Annotated in this window: 1 pseudogene; it reads right to left on the bottom strand. The window is 59.7% G+C overall.

The features are described from left to right. Positions 1-268, bottom strand: a pseudogene (locus KVT27_RS24845) (hypothetical protein); the annotation flags it as partial.

Here is a 268-nt window from a genome sequence, read left to right as displayed (position 1 = left end):
AGACCCATCCCAACCGCCGGGTACGCCAGATCCATCCGATCCGCCAGGGACACCAGGGCCAACCCCGACACCGGATAACAATACATCAACTAGTGATCCAGACCCGACTCCGAGCGCTTCAGCATCACCGAAGCCGAGCGTTACGCCTAGTCCGTCAGTTTCACCTAGCCCTAGCTCAGGTGTGAGCCCTAGTCCTAGCCCTAGCCCAAGTCTAAGTCCGGAGCAGTCGCCGAACCCAACACCATCAGCATCTACAGGACCGGTGCCT

It is taken from the genome of Lysinibacillus sp. GbtcB16, assembly GCF_019091145.1.
GTDB classification, from domain to species: Bacteria; Bacillota; Bacilli; order Bacillales_A; family Planococcaceae; genus Lysinibacillus; species Lysinibacillus fusiformis.
Note: the sequence above shows the minus strand (reverse complement) of the source record. Positions and strands in the feature narration are given on the sequence as shown.